This window comes from Methanomassiliicoccales archaeon (genome assembly GCA_013415695.1).
GTDB lineage: Archaea > Thermoplasmatota > Thermoplasmata > Methanomassiliicoccales > JAAEEP01 > JAAEEP01.
In genome coordinates this window covers 1-6,357 of the sequence record JAAEEP010000035.1, presented here as the reverse complement: position 1 = coordinate 6,357, position 6,357 = coordinate 1, and the positions used below count along the sequence as shown (strand labels likewise).

Below are 6,357 nucleotides of genomic sequence, written 5' to 3'. Positions count from 1 at the left end.
GGAGCCGTCTCGCCACCGCCACCGTATCCGCTGACCATCACATAGAGGACGGCGGCCAGCACTACGGTGATGGCCACCATCAGGATGGTAGCGATGACAGGCGAAACCGCCCTGGAATCCTTTCGGAATTTCCACATCTTTTTCATTATTCAGTCCTCCTTACGATGGTTACCCATCGCGCAAGGTGCATGTTGCCATCGAGAAATATAAAGCTTTGTGCATGGATATCAAGAAATGTATCTTTGATTTACGATGCCTGGCTCTGTGAAAAATCATGGTAAATATCGGAATCGAGAGGAAATAGTCTCTTTCTTGATAATATCCGTGAAATATCTATTCCTCCTCGTCACCAAAGGTTACTACACTGTCGCAGATGAGATGCACCATCTCCTTGATGTCTGGTTTTGACTGCTCCTTCATGGATAGGACGACAGGAAAGACCTCTCGGGCCTTAAGCCCACCAAGCAGTATCTGGAGGAACTCTGTAAGTATCTTGGATTCGTTGTGTATTGCGAGAGAATCGATCGAATCCAGGATGACCACGGTGGGGGCGGAATTGTTCTTCCTCATGAGGTATTCCACCTTCAGGATGACGTTCTCCAGCATGGTAGGGCTCTCCACGAAAATGATGTGATCGTTCTTGCTGATGTTCCCCATAAGCATGTGGGATAGGCAGTCGATGAAATGTACCCTCTCGGTGCTGACCTCTAGGGTCTCCAGCGCACCCTGGAGCGTGGCTGCGGGAATGGATGACGTGATATAGATGCAATTGAAATCTCTTTGGTTCGAGAAGTTGTCCACCAACCCTCGGATGGCATCAAAGTAGCAGTCGAAGCATATTTCCATTGCTACTGATACCGACGGTCCCAGCTCTTCGAGCTTCTCGCAGATCTCCAGTCCCAGGTCGTCGCTCATCTGTTCATACCTCCCTTGAGAAGTGGCGTGGTTAGCATTCCCATTGTGGTCAGATCGATAGCGTACCTCGATCGGGAGTGCTCCGTGCCTTTCATCTTGATGACCTGCATCGTCCTCAGTAGATCTCCACCGCGATCGAAGTTGCTCATCAATAGGACGCCGTCGGCCACTATCTTCTCGATCTCCGATAGGGGTCCGGAATCCGAGACCAGTATACCAGTGCAATGATCCTCATACAATATCTGACTCATCCTCCGTAGAAGATGATGGACTAGCTTCTCGCTTCCGATCTCGAAGTGCAGAGGCGTTAGGGAATCCAGAACAAACCGCTTGATCTCATTCTCCTTAATGGTCTTCTTCAGCTTGCTGCAGAGTTCCAACACCGCCTTCTCCTCCTTGATCTGCTCCATGAGTCCGGCTGACTCCAATATCTCGGGGAGCTCCAGGGTCATTATGTTCTCGTTCTCGAAATGATCCGCGTCCATGAAATCGAAGCGTGGTATGCTGGAGATCAGCTTGCCGAAAGGCTCAACCGTATTCACGAGGAGGCCTTTCTCCCCCATCATTGCGCCCCTCACCAGGAACTCGAGTGCAAGTGATGATTTTCCCGTACCACAATCACCCGTAACAAGGGTGATGCTGGAGCAAGGAAGCCCCCCACCCAGTATTCGGTCAAGACCTTCGATTCCGGTCACGCAACGCTCTCTCTCCCTCTCGCTGGCCATCGAACGACAATTCATGAGGGCTCTTTTAGCATTTTGTATTTCGATTTCATTAATTGCAACTTACAAATTCTAGCATTCAATTCCGATCGCGCGCAAGCATTATTAATAACAAGGGCCTAGTCAGAACCATGAAACCCGTCCTCCAGGTTGCACTGGACCTCATGCATCTCAAGAGGGCATTGGAGATCTGCGAAGAGGCTGTGAACGGAGGTGTCGATTGGATCGAGGCCGGTACCCCGTTGATCAAGAGCGAGGGTGTTGAAGCGCTTAGGGAACTGAAGAGGCTTTTTCCAGACAGGACCCTGGTGGCAGACCTCAAGACTATGGACGTTGGCGGGATGGAGGTGGAGATCGCCGCAAAGGCGGGTGCCGACATCGTGACCGTAATGGGAGTCGCTGATAACGGGACGATCTCCGAATCCGTTCTCGTGGGGAGGAAATACGGGACCCGAATAATGGTAGACCTCATGAACGTGGAGGACAAGATCGGCCGAACAAGGGAGGTTGCCGAGATGGGTGCCGCCTACGTCTGTCTTCACGTGGCGATAGATGAGCAAATGAAGGGTGGAAAACCACCGGAGGAGATCGTGGCGTCCATCTCCAAAGAGGGCATACCTATAGCGGTTGCAGGTGGTATCAGCGCAGAAAGTGCACCGGGGCTTATTGAAGCCGGGGCTTCGATAATAATAGTGGGAGGAGGAATAATCAAGGCAGAGGATGTCTCCGGTGCCGCTGCCAGAGTCAAGAAGGCAATGGAAAGTGGAGAATCCATCTCCACCGAGCTGTCCAAGAAGTACGGCATGGAGAATCTTTTCACCGCCTTTGGAAGGGTTTCGACCCCCAACATCGCAGATGCCCAGCACAAGCGGGGGGTAATGAGAAGCATAGTCCCCCGTATCAACAGGGGGACGAAAATGGTGGGTCGCGCCCTGACGGTCCAGACATCAAAGGGCGATTGGGCCAAACCGGTAGAGGCGATCGACCGCGCTGTTGAGGGGGATGTCATCGTCGTGGACGCTGGTGGCAGCGAAATCGCGGTCTGGGGTGAGCTGGCTTCATGGAGCTGCAAGCTCAAAGGCATCGCCGGGATCGTGATCGATGGTGCGGCGAGGGACATCGATACCATCCTGGACATCGATTTCCCCTGCTTCAGCAGGAACCTTTCCCCCGATGCTGGAGAACCCAAGGGTTTTGGAGGGATAGGGATCGAGATCGTCTGCGGTGGGCAGCAGGTCAGAACTGGCGATTGGATCGTTGGTGATGAGAGCGGGGTTGTTGTGGTTCCCCAGGAGCAGGCGGTTGAGATAGCCAACCGGGCAGTGGACGTGAACGAGAGGGAGAACAGGATACGGGAAGAGATCAAGAGAGGGAGAACCTTGTCCAGTGTCCAGGAGTTGGAGAAGTGGGAGCAGATTCGCTGATCAATCTCCACACCCACTCGGTTTTCTCAGATGGTGATTTCAGGCCAGAGCAGATACTCGAGAGGGCGGCAACAGATGGGCTGACGCATGTAGCCTTGACAGATCATTTCGAGACCGTCAAGGTTAGGTCTCTCAGATCTAGCAATCTCGGGGAGTACATCAACCTAATACGAACACTTGGGGAGAAGTATGGAGGTGGGATACGGGTAATGGTCGGTGTGGAGATCGATACGAATCCAGCGAGATGCGACCTCTGGAACCTTCCATTTAAAGAGATGGAAGAACTGGATCTGGTCCTATTCGAGTACGTTGCTGATGACCTGGTCGGGGGCTTGGATCTCGAAAGATTCTCAGAACTAAGGTCACGGTTCCATGGACCCTGCGGTCTAGCTCATTCTGACATCTCAAGGATCTTCGGGTCCCTGTCTCCGGGAGAAACTGCCGATGTCCTTCAGGACATGGGGGTCTTCGTCGAGATAAACACAGCTCACCCATACGTCAGGGATGGGGAGCGCTTCTTCGATCTTGCTGAACCGTACTTCAAAGCATTTCGAGGAAAGGTCAAGGTTTCTATAGGAACCGATGCCCATCACACGATAACGGAGGTGTCCAATCTCGATGAGGCATACGGGTTCCTCCGAAGGGCTGGGTTGGAGAACGACCTCCTTTTCTAATAATAGTGAAGGTAGAAATAAGAATGAAGGTAGAAAGGATTTCAATATTGGCCCATTGTGGTGGCCATCTTCTCCAGCCTCTTCACCCTCTCCTCGATCGGGGGGTGCGTGGAGAAAATCCTGACAAACCCGCCTCCCCTGAAAGGGTTGACTATCCATATGGTCTGGGAGGCGGGATTGCCGTAATCAAGTGGCTTCTTTGTATTACCTGCCTCCAATTTCAATAGGGCTCTGGCCAGGTTCCTTGGCCTCCCAATTATCATGGCCCCGACCTCGTCAGCCTTGTACTCGCGACTTCTGGAGATGGCCAGCTGGATCAGCAGTGCAGCGATGGGAGCGGTTATGGCGACGACGATGGCAATGATCGCGACGCCTTCGTTCCTTCTACCCCCACCAAACAGCATTCCCCAAAACGCCCACCTCGCCGCGAATGAGATGGCCCCGGCAAGGGTGGCGGCCACACTCATGACAAGGATGTCCCGGTCCTTGACATGGGCCATTTCGTGGGCGATGACCGCGTCAAGCTCGTCGTCGTCCAGCAGTCTCAGTATGCCTCGGGTAGCGGCTACCACGGCGTTGTTGGGATTCCGGCCAGTAGCGAAGGCGTTGGGGGTGTCGGTGGGGACCACGGCCACCTTCGGCATTGGCATACCGGCCATGGAGGACACCCTGTTTACGGATCGGTAGAGCCGGGGTGCCTCCTGTTCTTCCACTATCTTGGCACGGTATGACCACATCACTATCTTTGATGAATAGAAGTATGCAATCAGATTGAACAACCCCGCAAGTATCAGAAAGAATACTGCGCCCCAGACCCAGTTGTTAAAGAACAGGCCACCTATTGCCCACCCTATCACGATGAAGAGTCCGAACATGAACGCGAAGAGGACCATCGTCCTTGAAGTTGCTCCCATCTCGTCACCTTTCCCGCATTTATGACCATCAATCTATTTAAGTCTTGTTAAAACTTCTATAAAAAATGTTCCATAGAAGGAACTGACGATCTGTTCCTCTCTGGATACGGTGCAATAGGTATCATTCTTGAAAGGTTGAACATCAGGTGAGAACGAAGATTACGTGCCTTCCCTTCTGCTCGGCTTTGATCCTTCCCTTTTCCACCAGATCGTCCAGAATGTCAGAGAGGATCTCGCTATCGATATCTATGGTGTTGACCAGTTCGTGGAAGCTGCGTCCCTCCATTTCGACCTCACGGAGAATGCCTTCTCTTGCATCTTCAAGCTTCTTCTTGGCCTCGAGCTCGGCCATCTCCCTCTCCCTTTCATCTGCGATTCGATCTATCTGGGCCACCCATATTTCCTTGGCGTGCTCCCTGAAATCATCGATGTTCCGCTCGAGCGCCTCCATGAGATAGTCCACGTCAATCCCGATGGCTCTCCATTTCTCCAATCTCTGTCTGTAGCTGGGAACTTCCGTGGATGGGGCCTCCTCTGGTACCTGAATGGACGACATATATCTTACCTCCAATCCCCTAAGAGCGTCATGCAGTTTGTCAAGTTTTTCCGAAAGCTCCGTTTCTTCACTCACGTCAATCTCAAAAACGGAACTTCCTTTGAGCCTAAGAAAACCGATCTCTGTGAATGCTTTTTCTACCTCTCCAGGTGAGGCGCCCTCACTGGAATATATGACCTTGATGTAGGCTTTCATATGCCGCCTCCTTCTCGTAATCTTGTTCCTTCAATTTAATGGTTGTTTCTTGAATGGTGAGTGTGGATATCGTTCGGCATCAAATGAGAAATGATAATAGCGAAAGCTGCCTTCTATCCCCTATGAGTGGTGAGCTCGACTTTATCACGAGGTGGTTCGGAAAATACTACCGGGAATCCCCACCACCTCCGCCGGAGAGGTTCGGTAGAAGAGAGTTCGCGTTCATGTTCTTTGGAAAGGACTACGTCCAAAGGCACCTCTCATTCTCTAAGGTGGGCGACATGCAGGACTTTTTCCCAAGTAGAATACCGTCTCACGCCTATCACTCCTCAGCGTACTATGCAACGCCTGGGGCACCCACTATGGAAGAGAAGTCCTGGCTTGGGGCGGACCTGATATTCGATCTCGATGCTGACCACATAAGAGGAGCGGGGGGGCTTTCATATCCTGATATGCTGGCCCAGGTGAAGAAGGAGTTCATCAGGCTGGTCGATGACTTCCTTCTGGGTGATCTGGGCTTCGGTGAGTCCGAGTTAAGGCTGGTATTCTCTGGGGGTAGGGGCTATCACGCCCACGTCTCTGCCGAGGAGGTGCTCCAGCTGAGAAGCCACGAAAGGCGGGAGATCGTAGATTACATAACGGGAACTGACCTTGACATTGACTGGGTCTTTGAGGAGAGGGCTTCTTTCGAGAAGCGGTGTGGGGATAGGCAGGTTGTCCAAAAGGCCCGAATTGTGCCTTCCGCTTCCTCGGGGGGATGGCGCCTGAGGATGCGTGAAGGACTTGAGAGTCTCCTTGGTGATCTGAGATCGCTGGATATCGCCGAGATTAGGGAAAGATATCCATCGACGATCGAGGTGTCGGATAACCGATTGGTCAGCTTGGGGGAGGCGGTCCGCTCGAATAAGGGCGGAAAGGATGTTGGAGACCTCATTCTAGAGAAGGGTAACCTGGAGG

Annotated in this window: 8 protein-coding genes; 3 read left to right on the top strand and 5 right to left on the bottom strand. The window is 52.4% G+C overall.

What is annotated here, in order from left to right:
- From GKC03_09985 to GKC03_09975, 3 genes are all read right to left on the bottom strand, one after another.
- Positions 1-137, bottom strand: a 137-nt coding sequence (locus GKC03_09985) for a type IV pilin (protein NYT12855.1), incomplete at its 3' end; no start/stop codon positions are given.
- 196 nt (positions 138-333) lie between these two features.
- Positions 334-915 carry a hypothetical protein gene (locus GKC03_09980; GenBank protein NYT12854.1) on the bottom strand — a complete coding sequence of 194 codons (582 nt, stop codon included), beginning with the start codon at positions 913-915 and terminating at the stop codon, positions 334-336.
- The gene (locus GKC03_09975; GenBank protein ID NYT12853.1) at positions 912-1,640 is read right to left on the bottom strand and encodes a circadian clock protein KaiC; all 729 of its coding nucleotides are present in this window, start codon (positions 1,638-1,640) and stop codon (positions 912-914) included. Before GKC03_09975 ends, GKC03_09980 begins: the two co-directional genes overlap by 4 nt.
- 128 nt (positions 1,641-1,768) lie before the next feature.
- Between GKC03_09975 and GKC03_09970 the strand changes: the two genes are divergently transcribed.
- Complete coding sequence (locus GKC03_09970) at positions 1,769-3,061, top strand: bifunctional hexulose-6-phosphate synthase/ribonuclease regulator (GenBank protein NYT12852.1); 1,293 nt, start codon at positions 1,769-1,771, stop codon at positions 3,059-3,061.
- Positions 3,043-3,735: a PHP domain-containing protein gene (locus tag GKC03_09965; GenBank protein ID NYT12851.1), complete on the top strand. Its 693-nt coding sequence runs from the start codon at positions 3,043-3,045 to the stop codon at positions 3,733-3,735. The genes GKC03_09970 and GKC03_09965 overlap by 19 nt, the downstream gene beginning before the upstream one ends.
- A gap of 41 nt (positions 3,736-3,776) precedes the next feature.
- Here GKC03_09965 and GKC03_09960 read toward each other — a convergent pair whose 3' ends face one another.
- Both GKC03_09960 and GKC03_09955 read right to left on the bottom strand, forming a co-directional pair.
- Positions 3,777-4,649, bottom strand: coding sequence for a zinc metalloprotease HtpX (locus GKC03_09960; protein ID NYT12850.1), 873 nt, complete (start codon positions 4,647-4,649; stop codon positions 3,777-3,779).
- Positions 4,650-4,791: 142 nt separating this feature from the next.
- Positions 4,792-5,400 (bottom strand): hypothetical protein, encoded by a 609-nt coding sequence (locus GKC03_09955; GenBank protein ID NYT12849.1) that lies wholly within the window; start codon positions 5,398-5,400, stop codon positions 4,792-4,794.
- Positions 5,401-5,522: 122 nt separating this feature from the next.
- Here GKC03_09955 and GKC03_09950 point away from each other — a divergent pair.
- On the top strand, positions 5,523-6,357 hold an 835-nt coding region (locus GKC03_09950; protein NYT12848.1), incomplete at its 3' end, for a DNA primase catalytic subunit PriS.